This is a genomic window from Paenibacillus andongensis (assembly GCF_025369935.1).
GTDB classification, from domain to species: domain Bacteria; phylum Bacillota; class Bacilli; order Paenibacillales; family NBRC-103111; genus Paenibacillus_E; species Paenibacillus_E andongensis.
The window spans coordinates 2,764,199-2,780,311 of sequence record NZ_CP104467.1 but is presented as its reverse complement, the minus strand read 5'-3'; the positions used below and the strand labels follow the sequence as shown (position 1 = coordinate 2,780,311).

The 16,113-nt window shown below is 44.6% G+C and carries 15 protein-coding genes and 1 riboswitch; of the genes, 2 read left to right on the top strand and 13 right to left on the bottom strand.

Annotation, left to right across the window (positions count from 1 at the left end; translation table 11 throughout):
* Positions 1-195: 195 nt before the first annotated feature.
* From NYR53_RS12190 to NYR53_RS12150, 9 genes are all read right to left on the bottom strand, one after another.
* On the bottom strand, positions 196-2,616 hold the full coding sequence (locus NYR53_RS12190) for a sensor domain-containing diguanylate cyclase (RefSeq protein WP_261305413.1): 2,421 nt from the start codon (positions 2,614-2,616) through the stop codon (positions 196-198).
* Positions 2,617-2,714: 98 nt separating this feature from the next.
* Positions 2,715-2,800, bottom strand: a riboswitch (cyclic di-GMP riboswitch).
* Positions 2,801-3,069: 269 nt separating this feature from the next.
* A complete protein-coding gene (locus NYR53_RS12185; RefSeq protein ID WP_261305412.1) occupies positions 3,070-4,782 on the bottom strand; it encodes an adenine deaminase in 1,713 nt (570 codons plus the stop codon).
* A gap of 21 nt (positions 4,783-4,803) precedes the next feature.
* Entirely contained in the window at positions 4,804-5,865 is a 1,062-nt protein-coding gene (locus tag NYR53_RS12180; RefSeq protein ID WP_261305411.1) for an ABC transporter ATP-binding protein, read from the bottom strand.
* Between the two features lie 15 nt (positions 5,866-5,880).
* The gene (locus NYR53_RS12175) at positions 5,881-6,669 is read right to left on the bottom strand and encodes an ABC transporter permease (protein WP_056839164.1); all 789 of its coding nucleotides are present in this window, start codon (positions 6,667-6,669) and stop codon (positions 5,881-5,883) included.
* A gap of 4 nt (positions 6,670-6,673) precedes the next feature.
* Positions 6,674-7,495 carry an ABC transporter permease gene (locus NYR53_RS12170; protein WP_261305410.1) on the bottom strand — a complete coding sequence of 274 codons (822 nt, stop codon included), beginning with the start codon at positions 7,493-7,495 and terminating at the stop codon, positions 6,674-6,676.
* A 27-nt stretch (positions 7,496-7,522) separates the two neighbouring features.
* The gene (locus NYR53_RS12165; protein ID WP_261305409.1) at positions 7,523-8,455 is read right to left on the bottom strand and encodes a nucleoside hydrolase; all 933 of its coding nucleotides are present in this window, start codon (positions 8,453-8,455) and stop codon (positions 7,523-7,525) included.
* A gap of 71 nt (positions 8,456-8,526) precedes the next feature.
* Positions 8,527-9,639 carry an ABC transporter substrate-binding protein gene (locus NYR53_RS12160; protein WP_261305408.1) on the bottom strand — a complete coding sequence of 371 codons (1,113 nt, stop codon included), beginning with the start codon at positions 9,637-9,639 and terminating at the stop codon, positions 8,527-8,529.
* 255 nt (positions 9,640-9,894) lie between these two features.
* Positions 9,895-10,242 (bottom strand): DUF2294 domain-containing protein, encoded by a 348-nt coding sequence (locus NYR53_RS12155; protein ID WP_261305407.1) that lies wholly within the window; start codon positions 10,240-10,242, stop codon positions 9,895-9,897.
* Positions 10,243-10,550: 308 nt separating this feature from the next.
* Positions 10,551-10,889, bottom strand: a complete 339-nt coding sequence (locus tag NYR53_RS12150; protein ID WP_261305406.1) for a winged helix-turn-helix transcriptional regulator — start codon at positions 10,887-10,889, stop codon at positions 10,551-10,553.
* A 164-nt stretch (positions 10,890-11,053) separates the two neighbouring features.
* Between NYR53_RS12150 and NYR53_RS12145 the strand changes: the two genes are divergently transcribed.
* Positions 11,054-11,605, top strand: a complete 552-nt coding sequence (locus tag NYR53_RS12145; RefSeq protein WP_261305405.1) for an NAD(P)H-dependent oxidoreductase — start codon at positions 11,054-11,056, stop codon at positions 11,603-11,605.
* The gene (locus NYR53_RS12140; protein ID WP_261306343.1) at positions 11,593-12,345 is read left to right on the top strand and encodes an SDR family oxidoreductase; all 753 of its coding nucleotides are present in this window, start codon (positions 11,593-11,595) and stop codon (positions 12,343-12,345) included. The genes NYR53_RS12145 and NYR53_RS12140 overlap by 13 nt, the downstream gene beginning before the upstream one ends.
* 127 nt (positions 12,346-12,472) lie before the next feature.
* Here the strand turns inward: NYR53_RS12140 and NYR53_RS12135 are convergent, their stop codons facing one another.
* From NYR53_RS12135 to NYR53_RS12120, 4 genes are all read right to left on the bottom strand, one after another.
* Positions 12,473-12,997: a hypothetical protein gene (locus NYR53_RS12135; protein ID WP_261305404.1), complete on the bottom strand. Its 525-nt coding sequence runs from the start codon at positions 12,995-12,997 to the stop codon at positions 12,473-12,475.
* A gap of 168 nt (positions 12,998-13,165) precedes the next feature.
* Positions 13,166-14,305, bottom strand: coding sequence for an exo-beta-N-acetylmuramidase NamZ family protein (locus tag NYR53_RS12130; protein ID WP_261305403.1), 1,140 nt, complete (start codon positions 14,303-14,305; stop codon positions 13,166-13,168).
* 105 nt (positions 14,306-14,410) lie between these two features.
* Positions 14,411-15,118, bottom strand: a complete 708-nt coding sequence (locus tag NYR53_RS12125) for a PIG-L deacetylase family protein (protein ID WP_261305402.1) — start codon at positions 15,116-15,118, stop codon at positions 14,411-14,413.
* Positions 15,119-16,087, bottom strand: a complete 969-nt coding sequence (locus tag NYR53_RS12120) for a GNAT family N-acetyltransferase (protein WP_261305401.1) — start codon at positions 16,085-16,087, stop codon at positions 15,119-15,121.
* Positions 16,088-16,113: the final 26 nt, after the last annotated feature.

The window sequence follows — 16,113 nt, the reverse complement described above, 5'->3', positions numbered from 1 at the left end:
TCAACATATTCTACATGTCATTTAGATCATTTAGCTTGTTATGGTCGCGTCATTGGGGTCATGATTCGACATATTAAACTCCATTTAGACTGACAGGCTGGGCCTCAGATCCTATGCGATCGATGGTTATCCATGAACGAAAAAAAGCCAAGCCAGGTTCTGCTCAGCATCCCTGACTCAGCTTATTCAATTGATCTAATGTAATTTTGTTTCGGGTACCTGAAGCAAATCAGAGCCATTCAACATCTCAATAATCCTGCTAGCCGGCACCGGTTTACTGATGAGAAATCCTTGAATCTGATCGCACCGGTATGTTTGGAGAATACGAAGCTGCTCCGGCAGCTCAACTCCCTCCGCCACTACGGATAGCTGCAGCCGATGAGCCATTTCGATCAACGACGATACAACAACTTGGCTTCTAATGTTATCTGCCAGTTGATCGATCAACGTTTTATCAATTTTCATACATTGTATGGGAAGCTGACATACATATTTCATTGAAGAGTAGCCTGCTCCAAAATCGTCAATGGAAATCATAAAACCTAGATTACGTAATTCGATCAATATGTTGATCACTTCTTCAAAGTTTTCGATCGCAAAGCTTTCCGTCACTTCCAGCTCGAAATGGCAGGGATCAACCTCTTCTTCTGCGAATACCCCGCGAATTCGTTCAACAAAGTTTGGCCGCAGCAGTTGGGCGCCTGAAATATTAATAGCAACGATAAGAGGCATGTCCGCTGATTGCTTTCGCCATGCGTTGAATTGCCTGCATGCTGATCGCATGACCCATTCACCTATCTCATTAATGATTCCGGAATACTCAGCAATGGGAATAAATTCATAAGGAGATACATGTCCAAGTTGTCTGTTCGTCCACCTAAGCAGTGCTTCCACCCCAACCATTTTATTTCGTGCCAAATCCAATTTTGGTTGGTAATGAAGCGTAAGCTCGTCGTTGTCAATCGCACACTTCAAGTATTGCTCTAAAAGCATTCTTCTGGTCCGAATCGCTTCAATCGATTCCGAATACAAACGGTAATTATTTTTTCCGGATTCTTTGACATCCAGCATAGCCATATCAGAATGATGCAACAAGCTTTCCGAATCCTTTCCATGATCAGGATACAGACTAATTCCGATACTGGCTGAAATCGTGGCACGATAGCCATCTAGATCGTAAGGCACATTAATCGTCTCTTTGATGACCTTTGCCAGGTGTTCAATTGGCTTGGAATCATGAACGTCATGGGAAACGATGCAAAACTCATCGCCCCCCAAGCGGCAAAGGAATTCGCCCTCCTTCATACAAAGCCGTAATCTCTCGGCAATCTCGATCAGCAGCAAGTCTCCCCTATGATGTCCCATCGTATCGTTGATCAGCTTAAAGCGATCCAAGTCGATGAAGATTATGGCAAAGCGGAATGGAAGCTGATGGTTTTGTGAAATGATTTTCTCCAGATACTCGAAAAAAGCTCTTCGATTGTTGAGACCGGTCAAATTATCATGATTTGCTTGATAATGAATTTCGTTCTGCGATTGCTCCAGCGACATCATCATGTGGTTAAACGAATTCTCGAGCTGGGTAATCTCATCTTTGCCGGATTCCTGAATGCGAATCGAAAAATCTTGTTTGGTTTTGATCACATTCATCCCAAAGATCGTGCGGTTCAATCTAGCAAATATCGTCCGCTGAAGGACGCAGCTAATAATGATAAAGAATACCAGTCCGGAAAGCCCAAAATAGAACAAGTAAAATAAGATACTTCTTTGAGCTTCCTTATATAATTCTCTCGGTTTCACGAATTTCAAGAGAACGGCGGGTTTATTATTGACGTCTGTTAGCAGCGAAAAGCTTGTGATCGTCGATTTATCAGACTCGGTCCAAAACGGCAGCGCGCGGTTTTTGGGACCCATTATGGTTGTAGCTTGAAGAGGAGGTGTAAAAGATGGATCCACAATAGATATACTTAAAGGCAAGTCCGTTTTTTCAGAAATATACTGAATGTAATTCGAGTCTAAGAAACGCGCAAAAACCAAGGTTCCGTGAATGGGTCCTTCATTGTTGCTCGTTAGAATTGGGTATGAAGTTGCGATTACCGGTTGCTTATCAACAAGCAATAACCCCATCTTCCGGGAAGAAGCGTCCGACTGTTCAAGGAAGGAAGCATATTCAGTCTGTAAGGTATGTATGAATGTACTTGGATAGCCGAGTGGGCTGTTATTGCCATAATCATAGGCTTTACCGAAGTAAACTTGCTTTCCGTTGTTCATCAGAAGCGTTATATTAAGACGACTTGACATAAACAAGGAATCGGTATAATTGACTGTGAGATAAGGATCGTTATTAGCAGGAATCGTCGGCCTATCGATAAAGTTGTATGTATCATCCCAACCAGCATAATTAATCGCAATTGCACCTAAATTTGTATACTCATCAAAATAAGAAAGAAGGTTTTGTTTCATGTTTTCACGCAAACTTTCAAGCTCCATCTGCTCATAATTGCGCAGAAGAGCCCTCTCTGAAATCACGTATAGAAGTGAAAGCATGCAAAGCGTGGTTAACCCTACGTAGATGATGATTTTCCGGCGAAGCGACATGGCAACATCAACCTCCAATGATGAATTTCTTTGTGCAATAGTCTTTAGGTTGAATAGCTGCCTATGATCTCCGTTCAAAAAAACCACATCAACTTAAGAGAGATGTGGTTTTCTTTTACAGCAACTGGCTGGCGTGGCGCATTGCCCTATAGCCCCTTTAGTTTTGCGTCCCCGGATTTCTGCGGGTTTGCCTTTAACGGTATTCTTATATGTATTTGTATTTATCTCATTTGATTATAATGGACTATAAATAACAACACAATATATAGTTCTAAAGTATTATAAAAACAGCCCACAATTACTGCGAAAGTGCAGATATTTTTTCTAAAACCGTTTGAAAAATGGAAAAGCCTGCCATTATGCAGGTTTACCTCAAAAAAAAGAGGCTTTCCTCAAGTAGATTTATCTACTTTTTAGATCAGCCCCTTATTCCATGAGTTCCATTAGCCTCCACCTTGAATCGGCGAAAGCTCAGCTGTGTATGATTAAAGGCACAACTTTCCCTTCATTTACATCAATTAAACCGTAATCCGTTATTTTCAACGCAGGACTAACGGGTAAAGAATGCGTGCTGATGGACATAATCGGGTTATAATGGCAGTAGCCTAACGATTCCATGGCCTTGCGCAGCTGCTCAACTTCCTTGGCGACTTGCTCCAAAGGGACTTCCGTTAAAATACCGCCGACAGGCAGCTCAAGATTAGCGATCACCTCGCCATTCTCAACTACGCTGAAGCCCCCTTGATTCTTGATGACCTCATTAGCAGCGATCATCATATCGACTGGATTATGCCCCACAACAAGCATGTTATGGTTATCGTGAGAATACGTCGTTGCTATGGCTCCACGCTTGATCGTATCCCCGCCGATTAAACCATAAGCGCGATTCCCGTTTTTCCCGTAGCGTTCAAACGTAGCAATGAGTCCATAGCCGCTCTCCGACCAGTTAAGCTTTCCTTGACGAACATCTACATCGACCTGATGCTCTTCTGTAAACGTGGAGCCATCCTTCACCATCATGGTTCGGCAGGCATACCGGCCATCCGCTGCTTCTGTGTTCACGGTGAAGTCCGCTTCTGTTAAAGGCGACATATGAACGCTTTGATAGTAGTGTGCTGGAAAGGCTGGTGCATGGACAGTTGGCTTGTATGGCTCGCGAGCATCATAGACCTTGCGGCCATGCTTGTATACTTGATCGATTGTCAGCTGCTCCAGATCGGAGATCAGTTGAAAATCACCAATTTTACCGGGCGCAATTACGCCGCGATCATACATCCGCATTCTTTTGGCTGGCGAAAGCGTACTGGCATAAATCGCCTGCTCAGGCTTCATGCCCATGCCTATCGCTTTGCGAACAAGGTGATTCAAGTGCCCTCGACGCTCAAAGGAATCAGCCATCACATCATCGGTAACAAAGCAAAAGTGCTCAGATACCTCATGCTCCATCAAATACGCCATCACTTCAGGCGTCATCGATTTTTCTTGAATTTCAATAAACATCCCTGCAGCGATCCGAGCTTCCATCCCCTCGATCGATTGATGCGTGTGATCGGAATCTACACCGCTATAGATCATTCGATGCAAGTCCAGATCCAATAATTTCGGCACGTGTCCTTCAATAATGAGGTGAGGATAATGAGTGCGGATATGATTTAAGATGTGGTTCGTTTTGCAATCAGGATCTGTTATCACATCTACGTAGTTCATGATTTCGCCTAAACAAATGATGCGTTCTGTACGAAGCAGCTCGTCCAAATCCTCGATTTCAATCGCGCCTCCGGTCGTTTCCATTGAAGTGGCAGGAACCGAGCTCGGGATGGCATAAAACATGTCAGCAACACAATGCTTGCTAGCTTTAATGAATTCCTTCACCCCGTCAAGTCCGAAGACGTTGGCGATCTCATGAGGTTCTGGAACGATGGTTGTAACACCGTTACGAATGAGTCCGTAAGAGAACGTCTCCGGCGTGACCATCGTGCTTTCGATATGCAAATGGATATCAATAAGGCCGGGAATCATATAACGTCCTTGTCCGTCCAAGTGCTCAGCCGCTTCGAAGCTATCGGCAGCCCGTCCTCCGATATATAGAAACCTTCCATCCAAGATCGCCGCATTGCCTTGGATGAATGTTTTAAAATAACTATTATAAATTCGGACATTTTCAATCAGTAAATCTACACGCATCTGCCTTCGCCTCCAGGTACATTACTCCACTAGAACTAATTTCTCGCTAGGAAAAAGAAGCCGGACCTCTTGACCATTCTGGTAAGGAAGTTCCATTTCTTTATTCACTGTGAAATTCCCCAGCTCCGTCTCGACAACGTATTGATAGCTTCTTCCAAGGAAAGTACTGACTTTGACACGACCTGTCAAACGATTCGTTCCTGCCTCAATTTCATCAGGCATGCCAATCACAACATCATCCGGACGAATAGCGCCTTGCTTGCCCACCTGTTCTCCTTTACTGGCATGCTTCGTAACGGCGAACATATAGTCTTTCACCTTCAACGCAATCTCTTCATTTCCATCGAACCTTGAATCGAAGGTAATAAAATTCGTAAATCCAATAAACCGAGCCACAAACTCCGTTTTTGGATATTTAAATATCGCCGCTGGTGCACCAAGCTGTTCAATGATGCCTTTATTCATAATCGCAACTTGATCGGAGATGGAGAAGCACTCTTCCTGATCATGCGATACATAGACCGTAGTAATACCAAGCTCCTGCTGGATGCGGCGGATCTCCACCCGCATGTTAATACGCAAATTAGCGTCCAAATTGCTTAGCGGTTCGTCAAATAGCAGCAGTTCCGGCTCGATCACAAGCGCTCTGGCAATAGCAACCCGCTGTCTTTGGCCGCCAGATAGCTCCTTCGGAAACCGCTTTTCGAAGCCGGACAAGCTTACGATATCCAGAATGTTCCGGACCCGCCGATCGATCTCTGCCCCGCTTACTTTCCGAAGACGCAGACCGAAAGCGACATTATCATAAATGGATAAGTGCGGAAACAAAGCATAGCTTTGAAACACGAATCCGAAGTTCCGTTTGTTGACGGGGACGTGCGTATAATCTTTTCCGTTTAGTGAAAATTTGCCCGCCCTTGCCTCGATAAATCCCGCAATTAGCCGCAAAGTCGTCGTTTTCCCGCATCCACTTGGACCGAGCAGTGAGATCAGACTTCCTTTTTCAACACTGAGGTTGAAGTCCTGCAGAATATATTGCTGGTCATAGGCAACCGAAATATTTTCCAGTGATAGCAATGCCATGGATGAAAGCCTCCGTTATCGTTTGGTGAAATAGGATAAACCCATTAACCGTTCAATGATGAACATAAGTACGGCAGTGAAGAGCATGAGTAAAACAGAAATAGCGGCAATAGTAGGGTCAAAATGATTCTCCACATACGTCAGCATCTGAATTGGCAGTGTACTGACCCCGGGACCCGTCATAAAGACCGAGATGTCGACATTATTGAATGATTCTAAAAATGCAATAAGAATGGCCGCGATAATACCGGACTTGATGTTCGGTAGGACGACTTTGAAAAAGGTTTTAAGCTGACCGGCGCCAAGACTTAACGCGGCTTCCTCAATCGCAAAATCGAAATTCGATAAGCTTGATGCAATAACGCGGATAATAAAAGGAAGCATAATCACGGTATGTCCAATCAGCAATGCTGCATAGATCGGCAGGTGATAGGTGACGATAAGATACTTGAGCATCGTAAACCCAAGCACGATACCCGGAATAAGTACAGGGGAAATAAAAATCGCGTTAAGCGCTCCTTTTCCCTTAAACTCAAACCGGCTTAACGCATAAGCTGCTGGGATACCAAGCAGTAGGGCAAACAAATTACCGATCATCGATACGATAACCGAGGTACCCGCGGTCGTCATGAACATCTTGACTTCCAAAATGTTGCGGTACCATTTCAATGAAAATCCTGTCGGTGGGAATTTCAATACACTCCCCGGCTCAAATGAAGCAAATGCAATAATGACGAGCGGCCCGAGCAAGAACATATAGACAAGAAGCGTAAATAAGGCCAGTCCTCGATTCTTCTCCCGCATACTTCTACCCCTTCGGATTTAATTTAGTAGCCAGTTTGTTCATAAGCGCAATAACCACAAAGGTGATCACGATCATAATCACGGCAATGACGGAGGCGAGATACCAATCGTTCAGTGTAATCGCATTCTGATAGAGGAATGTGGAAATGACCCGCTGCTTGCCTCCGAGCAAAGCCGGTGTCGTGTAAGCTGTCAGGCTTCCGACAAAAACAAGGATACTGCCTATAATTAATCCGGGTACACTAAGCGGCACGATGACCTTGACGAAAGCCGTAAATCGGTTAGCTCCCAAGCTCTCCGCCGCTTTGATCAGATCCGGATCTATATTCTCAAGAACACCGACCAACGTAATAATGATGAGCGGAAGAAACAAATGGAGAAGACCAATCATCATCGCGGCAGGCGTGTACAAAATATCAAGAGGCTCTTGGATGAGACCAATGGCCATCAGGGCATTATTGAGCAGCCCTTTTTTACCTAAAATAATCATCCAACTGAAAGACCTGACAACCGAGCTCGTAAGCAGCGGGAAAATAGCCAATGCAAGTAAGATCGCCTTTTGTCTCGGACTCTGTTTGGAGATAAAGTAAGCTACAGGGAATCCAAGCAAAATGCAACATAGGGTAGTTACCAAGCTGACACGCAGCGTCGTCCAGACGATTTTGAGAAAATAAGGGTCTTTAAAGAAATTTAAGTACCCTCCAAGTGTAAATGCCCCTTTATCGAAAAAGGTTGAACCTATCGTGAGTAGAATCGGTACCACCATGAAAATCGTCAGGAACAGTAGTCCCGGTAGCAATAATAAAAATAAGAACTTTTTTTTCATGTAGCTTTACTCCTGTTCCTGGGTTCGCTAGGCACGCAGTGCTTTTATAAAAAGCTGAAGGAATTCGTCAGCCGATACTTCCGTACATACATGAACATTCGCCTCTTTGGACAAGCGGTTTTGGAAATCGCATACGGTTTGTCCGTCGCACAGCTCACTGCGAGTTTCAACATCAACGTAATAATGGCGTGTTGTGACCAGCTGTTTATTCAAAGCCACACCGACAGCAAGTGGATCGTGAAGCGCACAGGCCCGAACCCCATTACGTTCATAGTAACGCTTCATATAATTCGCGGTGCTTTCCTGAACATAACGAGCTATTGGAGAATCACCGAGCTCGCGGATATGTTCATCGGTCAGCAGCGCTTTACGCGTCACATCCAACCCAACAAGGGTTAAGGATGGAAAACCTGCTTGGAAAACGATCTTTGCGGCTTCCGGATCGACATACATATTGTACTCTGCCGTGGGCGTTACATTACCGAAGCCTTGAACTACGCCCCCCATCACAATCACTTCTTTGACCTGATGTATCAGATCAGGATGCTTCATAACCGCCAAAGCCAGATTCGTTAGCGGCGCAGTCATAACCAAAGTTACTTCTCCCACGTGCTTCCGCACTTGTTCCACGATAAAATCGGAAGCATGTCCAGCCGTTGGCTTCATATGAACCGGCATATCGCTTAAAGCGCCGCCAAGCCCATCATTGCCGTGAACATGATGCTCAAAGTGTGTAGCTCGCATCAAAGGTTTGTCTGCCCCTTTAACGACTGGAATCTTCTCTTCCATTCCAAGCAATTGGACGATTTTACATGTATTCTTGGTTGCTTGGTCCAGAGAAACATTGCCATTCACGGTTGTAATTCCTAGCACATCCATCTCTCCACTGCGGACGGCTAACAGAATACCTAACGCATCATCCACACCCGTGTCTACATCTAGGATGACCTTCTTTTTCATGACTAAGCCCCCTTTAAAGTCCTAGTGAAGCAATCAAGGGTATATTCGCATATACCCTTGATTGGTTTTATTTATTGAGTAACTTCCTTATTCCAACGGGCAATCCATGCTTTGAGATTCTGATTGACGAATTTCATGTCCAATTTGCGAAGTTTACTCACAACATCTGCTCCATAAGTAATCCCCGTAGCTTCTTCAGGCGAAAGCTGAAGTGTCGTGTTTACAGGTGAATCTACTTTCGCTTTGGCTGATTTCTCTTGTACTTCCTTGCTCAAATGCCAGTTGATGAAATCTTCCGCCAACTGCTTATTTTTACTTCCTTTAATCACGTTCACCGTGTTCATAACGGCATAAGCTCCTTCTTGCGGGGAGACGAACTTCGTTTCTGGCACAGCCGCTTTCAAATCCTTCACATACATTTCCATGATAGGTCCAGCTGCAATTTCCCCTTGAGAGAACATGTTAACGAATTCGGACGTTTGGCCGTAGTATTTAACGACGCCTTTATTTACTTCCTTAACCTTTGCGAAAGCTTGATCCTCATTAAAGGTCGTGTTACCAGCGACCACAGATGCTGCATCCAAGACCATTGGACCTGTTGTTGACGTGATGTTAGGAAGTGTCAGCTTCTTGGAAAGCTCTGGACTCCAGAGATCGCTCCATGACTTGATCTCTTTGGTGGTTGCTTTCGGATTGTAGGCAATTCCCAGTCGACCTACGGTGTACGCAGGACCGTAATCTTCACCCAGCGGCGCCTTAGCCAAATCATAGATGTCTTTCAAATTCGGAATGCGGCTGCGATCGATTTTATCGAAAAGTCCCGCTTCAATTCCTTGTTGTGCGTAATAGTCAGATAAATAAATGAGATCCACACTCGAACTGCCTTGTTTCACTTTGTTCAAACGTTCTGCGTTATTGCCTATTTCCAGAACAATCTTAGCGTTATGCGCTTTCTCAAACGGCGCGTACACTTCTTTCTTGAAGAAATCATCGGAAAACCCCCAGGTGGAAATGACTAACGTTGTAGGTTCCCCTTTGGATGCCGCTGTGGCTGCTGCTGTGGGCGCTGTTGTAGCTCCACTTGTATTGCCCTGGTCCTTCGCAGGCGCTGTGCCGCAACCTGTTAAGGCTAGTCCTACTACAGATAAAGAAATTAAACCACGAACCATTTTTTGTTTCATCATTCATCGTCCTCCCAAGTTTTTCATGTATGATTGTAATGCGTGAATCCCCTGTCAAATTTTTACTAGTATTCTTCAAGACCCCAGATCTATGCGCTTTCACCCAAAATCCAGCTATACAAAAAAAAGAAAAGTACCCTTGATAGAAAGAAGCTTCTAACAAGAGCACTCTTCATTGTAAACAATGCAAAGTGACATCTATTGGTATACATGTGGTTTCCTCTTAAGATAAATCAAAAGAGAACACCGTCGACTAGACTATTCGGTTTGTTTAAGAATAATGTTCGTGATTGCCCATTGCGTCGGCGGATCATAGTCCCTTAATACGGCATCCATGGATAAGCCAAGTTCTTGCTCTAGCTTCTCCCGGATTCTCTTCTTGTATATGGAGGACATATAAAAATCGACTTCGTGTTTGAGCGTTGGCGCCTCGCCCTCTAATGCAGTTGAACGTGGTGAGCGGCGATGCTTAGCATGAAAAGTAATAATGTTCTGATCAATGGAAACCTTCAGCAGTGTTGTGCCAAACCCGAACAACTCTTTGGAGATTTCGTTATAGAGGTGACACAGCTTCTTCTTGTATTCATTAGAATCTAGTTGTGGCATGGAATCACCTTCAAGATCAATTATCAACCCATATGCATGAAAATCTATCTTAATAATACATAGGATTTCAGAATTAATCAAGAGAATCGTTCGTCTTTCCTACTAAAAAAGGGCAATATTCACCTACATCACATCTAAATGATCCAATTTTCCGAATGTCTTACAAATTTTTGATGCAAATGGGCTCAAATTATTATACGAACTGCAACTTCAAGTTGCAATATAGCCTTTAGGCGCGCGTATTGTTGTAGGAAATACAACATGGGTTACCACATTACCCATAACCAAACACAAACCTGTTGAATCTTTTACAAATTTAATCCAAACCTCTTTAATTCAACAAAAATGCGTTCCAAATTCTTTCCTTTTTCCGTTAACGTATATTCTACGCGAGGGGGGACTTCGGGAAACACTTTCCTTTCCACTACGCCATGTTCCTCTAGCACCTTAAGACGGAGCGAGAGCGTTTTTGGACTAATGCCATCCATTGATTTCAGCAGGTCGCTGAATCGCAGCGTACCTTCGATAAGAAGGTCCCGAATAATTAAAAAGGTCCATTTCGTCCCAATCACGTCAAGTGTTTTGGCAATGGGGCATGGTACGCCTGGTGTTCCTTTGGTTAATTCGATAGGTTCAACAACGCTCATACGAATATCCTCCATAAAAAAACGATTGATTTATCCCATTATATCACAATAGTAACTTTTCGGAAATTATATGAATTTAAAATCACTACTTCCCAAAATGAATTTACTTTATTTATAATAGTGATGTGAAGCAAATAGAGATCTTATGGAGGAGAAGCGTGAAGATGAAAAACATACTTATTATTAATGGTCACCAAAAATATGGTTCTTCATCGGGAAAATTGAATCAAACATTGATGCAGAGCATAGTGAGTCTCTTAAAAGAAAAGAACAATATCCAAACAACAATAATTCAAAACGGATATTCCATCGAAGAAGAACAACAAAAATTTCTATGGGCTGACATTATCATTTACCAAACACCCATCTACTGGTTCAGTGTCCCAGGGTTATTTAAAACCTATATGGACGAAGTCTATGCTTACGGATTATTTTTCAAGGGCAACGATCTATATGGGAGAGGCGGATTATTAACCGGCAAAAAATATATGTTTTCGACGACTTGGAATGCACCTAAAGAAGCATTTAACGATCCAGCTCAGTTTTTCAAAGGGAATAGCTTAGAAGAAGCAGTAAGTCATTTACATCGTGTACAGGAATTTCTTGGCATGCAACCATTAAAAAGCTTCGCTTGTTATGATGTCGTCAAAAATCCGAATGTTGATCAATTTGTATCCGAACTGGATGTACATCTAAAAGAGGTATTGAATTTTTAACAAATACAAAATTAGGAGGAATAAATATGTTACAGAATCAAAAAGTAGTGATTATCGGCGGAAGCTCCGGGATTGGATTGGAAACAGCTAAACAAGCAATAACGCTTGGAGCGGAAGTAATCATTGCCAGTCGTTCCGAGGGTAAGTTGCAGAAGGCAAAAGAGGAGTTGGGATCTCGAGCTGCGGTTTACACGCTGGACACAACTCAAGAAGAGCAAATGCAATCTTTCTTTGAAACAGTCGGCCAGTTCGATCATCTTGTGGTAAGCGCAGCGGAAACATCTGGCGGATCATTCCTTCAAACGGATACTGCCCAAGCCCGGCAGTTGTTCGAAAACAAATTTTGGGGCCAATACTATGCCGCTAAATACGGCGCACCGAAAATTTCAGCGAACGGATCAATCACCTTATTCTCTGGCGTCGTTGCCTACAAATCGATGGTTGGTTCTGCTACACTTGGCGCTGTTAATGCAGCAGTTGCGAATCTAGGTCAAACCTTGGCTTTGGAGCTTGCTCCTATTCGAGTAAACATCGTTTCACCTGGTATTATTGATACGCCTTCGCGCAGTAAAATGCCAGAAGAATCGCGCAATCAGTTTTATACAACGGTGGCGAACAAACTCCCTGTGAAGCGAGTTGGCAAAGCAGAAGATGTCGCACAAAGTGTACTGTACTTGATCCAAAATGGTTTCGTGACCGGAACGGTTCTTCACGTTGAGGGTGGACATATTTTGACTTAAGGATGCAAGGATAATATATAGAAAAAGGGCGAATAGCTTGACGCAACCTGATACAAAGAAGCATGTTCTGATTTCATTCAGGAACATGCTCCTTCTGTTATTTTTTCACGGCTGAGTTATTTACATTCTATAGAACAAAGAATTGAGTAACAAAAACAGCGCCGGTCGAGGCTTTGATCTCCAACACGATGCCAGTCGAATCGCCACGTGCCGCTACTAAGCTGCCCGACGGCAGCAGCGGCGCTACTAGCGCGCGGAGCCTAAGATTGTTGCTTTTCCGTGCAGCCAGCACGAGTTGGGTTGCAAATGCTTTATCGGCGGCAATCCTGCGCAACAGGCGCAACAGCCGTCTCGCAATACTTCGTAAGCTGACCGTCGTCGGCTTCACCGTGCCTCTCTTGGTAATGGCATTCTCCACTTGATTCGCTGGCAGCGGAGCTGCAAAACCGATGTTGAACCCAAAGCCGTTCGTTCCGAAATCGTTGAAACCAAATGTAGCTTGCCGCAGCAGTTGGCCAAGCGCGTTGAGATTGTTGCTCCGGATCGCTTGCGTCAAGCGTGTCGCATAGACCGCGTCACCTGCAATCTTTTGATAAATTGGCAGCGTCCGGTTAGCGACTTTGCGAAGCGAAACTACGGTTAAACGACTCATCTCTCTCATCTCCCTCCTACTTTACTAATCTAGTATATGAGGAAGAAATTAAAAGAGTTCGAGACATTTGCAAAAGGGGCATGAGAGAGACGGATTGCATGTTGACGTTCATTGAAGCGGAAGTCTAATACTTTAATTTCACCGTACATTTAGACGCACTAAAACGCCTCAATATAGATGATACTGCTGTTTCATCTGTTCGAATTCCCGGCTTTCGTCCCGAAATTGCTCCAACAATACCGAAACATCTAATGAGTCTTCACGGTAGATCTTATCCCCACACAACAAATCAATAAAAGGCCTAGACCCCTCTTTAAGAGGCGGAAGGAAAGCAAATTGTTCATAGTTACGCTTAACGGTATACATCAGTGTAATAGCTGTCTCCAAAGGCCGAATGGCTCGAGTATCCAATACATGAAGCTGAACGCCGCTGCATGACTCACCCTGAAATTTGGAAAAGGTCGGTTTAAAATAGACCGGTCGGAAAACGACCCCAGGCAGTTTCTTACGGTTCATCTCATCCGCCAGCTGCTCGCCGTCGATGAACGGAGCTCCTACAATTTCAAAAGGAACTGTGGTTCCTCTTCCTTCAGACATGTTGGTGCCTTCAAATATACAAGTGCCGGGATACAGCAATGCCGTGTCAAACCGGGGAATCCCCAAAGAGGGCATCACCCAGTGTCGACCGGTATCAGCGAACTGCATCTTCCGCTCCCAGCCTTCAGCGCGTATCACATGCAGATCACAATGCCAGTTCATCTGATCGTTAGCCATGGTGGCCACCTCACCGGCAGTCAGGCCGTAACGCACACAAAGCGGATAATTGCCAACAAACGATTGATAGTCCTGCTTTAAAATGTTTCCTTCTACCGTCACCCCATCCAGTGGGTTGATCCGGTCCAAAATGACAAATGGCTTGCCTGCTTTCGCACAGTCTTCCAGAGCATACAGCATTGTGTAAATAAAAGTGTAGTACCGTGTGCCCACGTCCTGAATATCATAGACGACCATATCTACCTCTTCCAGCATTTCCTGGCTTAGGCGCTTAGAATCTTTACGGTACAAACTATACACCGGCACCTGTGTGATAGGGTCCAGATATGTTTCTACCAAGGCGCCTGCAGCTTGATCTCCACGCACACCGTGTTCCGGTGAAAACAGGGCTGTCAGATTGAAATTCTCATGCAGAATTTGAATGGTGGATACGAAATCATTGTTTAAGCCGGTAGGGGCCGTAATGAGTCCCAATCGTTTCCCTTTGAATAGTTGATTGTACTGCCCAATGCAATCAATACCGTTTCTGATCATAGCTGCCTCCCACATTTTGTCACTTTACCCAAAGCCAAAGTTGAGAAAACCCCTAACGAGGCCATTGATGAATGAACAGCCGCGTGTAGAGGTTGGTTTTATTTTTTATAATTCAGTTTTGAGAACACGCATATTTTCTTCTGGAATCATGAAGGTTTGTGCATATTGCTTTCTGGCTTCAATTCCGCGGACACGCATCAGATGCTTATAGTATTCCAGGTACTGGAAGGACTTACTGCCGGTTACGAACCAGTGCGTGGAGACCGCCTTCACCCATAGATCAAAGGCTTCCTGGTCGTAGTCGACATACACATACGGACGATAGTCAACGGCATCTTCCCAGTTCTCGGCATAATACAATCTCTGCGCAAAATGGGCAGGAAGCTCCCGCTCAAATGTCGGCAACGCGGCAAAAAAGCGAGCGTCATTGACGATGCGGTGTGTTGTCATATGATCCTTGTGCATGCTGTTCTTCCAATGCGTAATAATGACGTTCGGACGAACTTGACGAATGACATCGCATACGCGAAAACGCATTTCTTGGTTATCTTGCAGCTCGCCGTCAGGAATATCGTCGAATACGAACGCTTCCCCGCCCAGCATCTCGGCAAAAGTTTTCGCCTCATTCACTTTCTGCACACGATATTCGGCCATATCTTGTCCTGCCGGAACGCCGCGTTCACCTGCTGTCAGCGCCAGAGTCGCAATACGGTCACCTTTCAAAAAGTGACTTGCCAATACGCCCCCTGCCGTTAATTCGGCATCACCAACATGGCCACCGATGGCTAATATCGATAATTTTTCCTCGCTCATTCACACAAACTCCCTTCGCATAACAGAAAATTGTTTGACGGTTGTGAAGCCTGCCTTCTCGTAGATGCGGATAGCCGGGTTCGTACTGCCCGTATAGAGCGACATGTAGCCGGTCCCGATCGAACGAAAAGCTTCACACAGCTTGAAGAACAGGATGCTGCCCAGACCGTGCCCCTCGTGCTCAGGGAGAACGCCGATTCCGGCGAAATAGCCCCTGCCGTTGTCCTGACGAATGACCGGACCAGCAAATCCGATGACCTTGCCTTTATATGCAGCAATGACGACCGGCACACCGTCTGCCGTGCATTGCCCGATTTCCTTTTGCCAAAAAAGATTATTAAAGCCATTCAGCATTTCATCCACGCCATCATGCTTTTCCCGGTCAAATAATTCCACCGTGTAACCTTCAGCAGCTGCTTTATCTTCCTTGGCTCTGATATCTTCCGGGATGGTGAAACCATCGAGCTTCAAATACATGGCGCATTCTTTGGCACGCTCCACATACCCTGCTCGCAGCAAAAACGCATACAATTTACTTTCTATCGGCACGCCCGGCGCATTGTTATGCTCATGCTTCGGAGTCCCCGGTATATACCATGGCAATAACATCGGGTTAAAAAATAAAACATCGCCTTGCTTTTTTCCCTGCTGTTGAAAGCGACGCTCCAAAGCGTCTAACATACCTTGATAGTTCTTATCGGTTTTGAAGTCTTCAGCTAGAACGATGCAAGTGATGTACCCAGCCACTTCTCCAAGCGGCAGATCATCACCTGTACAGCCGCAGGCAAAGCCTTTAACCTCATTTTGTTCCAATAAAATAAACGTATTTTGACTATCAAAATAAGGGTTCGCCGTGAAAATACACTCAAAGCTTTGTTCGGTTAGCTCCTTATAGCTTTCTTTCACGGCTTCTTTATTCCATAAAGAAATAACCGCATGCTTATACTGATTATCCCAAGACACAATCATGCTGATGTGATACCTCCCTCAAGCAC

Bases quoted from the DNA above. Each gene is read 5' to 3' on its own strand.
- NYR53_RS12185 (WP_261305412.1), bottom strand. From the start codon at position 4,782: ATGCGTGTAGATTTACTGATTGAAAATGTCCGAATTTATAATAGTTAT.
- NYR53_RS12180 (WP_261305411.1), bottom strand. From the start codon at position 5,865: ATGGCATTGCTATCACTGGAAAATATTTCGGTTGCCTATGACCAGCAA.
- NYR53_RS12175 (WP_056839164.1), bottom strand. From the start codon at position 6,669: ATGCGGGAGAAGAATCGAGGACTGGCCTTATTTACGCTTCTTGTCTAT.
- NYR53_RS12170 (WP_261305410.1), bottom strand. From the start codon at position 7,495: ATGAAAAAAAAGTTCTTATTTTTATTATTGCTACCGGGACTACTGTTC.
- NYR53_RS12165 (WP_261305409.1), bottom strand. From the start codon at position 8,455: ATGAAAAAGAAGGTCATCCTAGATGTAGACACGGGTGTGGATGATGCG.
- NYR53_RS12160 (WP_261305408.1), bottom strand. From the start codon at position 9,639: ATGATGAAACAAAAAATGGTTCGTGGTTTAATTTCTTTATCTGTAGTA.
- NYR53_RS12155 (WP_261305407.1), bottom strand. From the start codon at position 10,242: ATGCCACAACTAGATTCTAATGAATACAAGAAGAAGCTGTGTCACCTC.
- NYR53_RS12150 (WP_261305406.1), bottom strand. From the start codon at position 10,889: ATGAGCGTTGTTGAACCTATCGAATTAACCAAAGGAACACCAGGCGTA.
- NYR53_RS12145 (WP_261305405.1), top strand. From the start codon at position 11,054: ATGAAAAACATACTTATTATTAATGGTCACCAAAAATATGGTTCTTCA.
- NYR53_RS12135 (WP_261305404.1), bottom strand. From the start codon at position 12,997: ATGAGTCGTTTAACCGTAGTTTCGCTTCGCAAAGTCGCTAACCGGACG.
- NYR53_RS12130 (WP_261305403.1), bottom strand. From the start codon at position 14,305: ATGATCAGAAACGGTATTGATTGCATTGGGCAGTACAATCAACTATTC.
- NYR53_RS12125 (WP_261305402.1), bottom strand. From the start codon at position 15,118: ATGAGCGAGGAAAAATTATCGATATTAGCCATCGGTGGCCATGTTGGT.
- NYR53_RS12120 (WP_261305401.1), bottom strand. From the start codon at position 16,087: ATGATTGTGTCTTGGGATAATCAGTATAAGCATGCGGTTATTTCTTTA.